Here is a 504-nt window from a genome sequence, read left to right on the forward strand (position 1 = left end):
TGGTGGTGTTCATGCTGGTCCAGCCGCTGTTCGGCGCGCTGGCCGATCGCGTCGGGCGCAAGCCGATGTTGCTGCTGTTCGGCATTGGCGGGGCGATCGTATCGGTGCCGGTGTTCAGCGCCTTGGAAAGCGTGCGCACGCCGGCGGCGGCGTTTGCGATCGTGCTGGTGCCGCTTTTGCTGCTGGCCGCCTACACCTCGATCAGCGCGTTGGTGAAGGCCGAGCTGTTCCCGGCGCACATCCGCGCGCTCGGCGTCGCCTTTCCCTATGCGATCGGCAATGCGGCGTTTGGGGGCACGGCGGAATATGTCGCGCTGAGCCTGAAGGGCTGGCATATCGAGAGTGCCTTCTATTGGTATGTCAGCGCGATGCTGGCGCTGACCAGCGTGTGTTTCTGGCTGTTGCCGGAAACACGGGCGACCAGCTTGATCGTGGAGGATTGAGGGAACTCTCTGGCCCGTTGCGCCGTTTCGGTTGCGCATCAAAGGAACGAGCATGTCCCAG

1 protein-coding gene is annotated in these 504 nt (G+C 63.9%); it reads left to right on the plus strand.

What is annotated here, in order from left to right; translation table 11 throughout:
- Window positions 1–443 (plus strand): MFS transporter (locus AACY08_RS28850; protein ID WP_339472495.1); only part of this gene is annotated, 443 nt, incomplete at its 5' end.
- Window positions 444–504 lie beyond the last annotated feature (61 nt).

Origin of the sequence: Pseudomonas sp. EL_65y_Pfl1_R83, from assembly GCF_963970695.1 — a bacterium.
GTDB classification, from domain to species: Bacteria; Pseudomonadota; Gammaproteobacteria; order Pseudomonadales; family Pseudomonadaceae; genus Aquipseudomonas; species Aquipseudomonas tritici.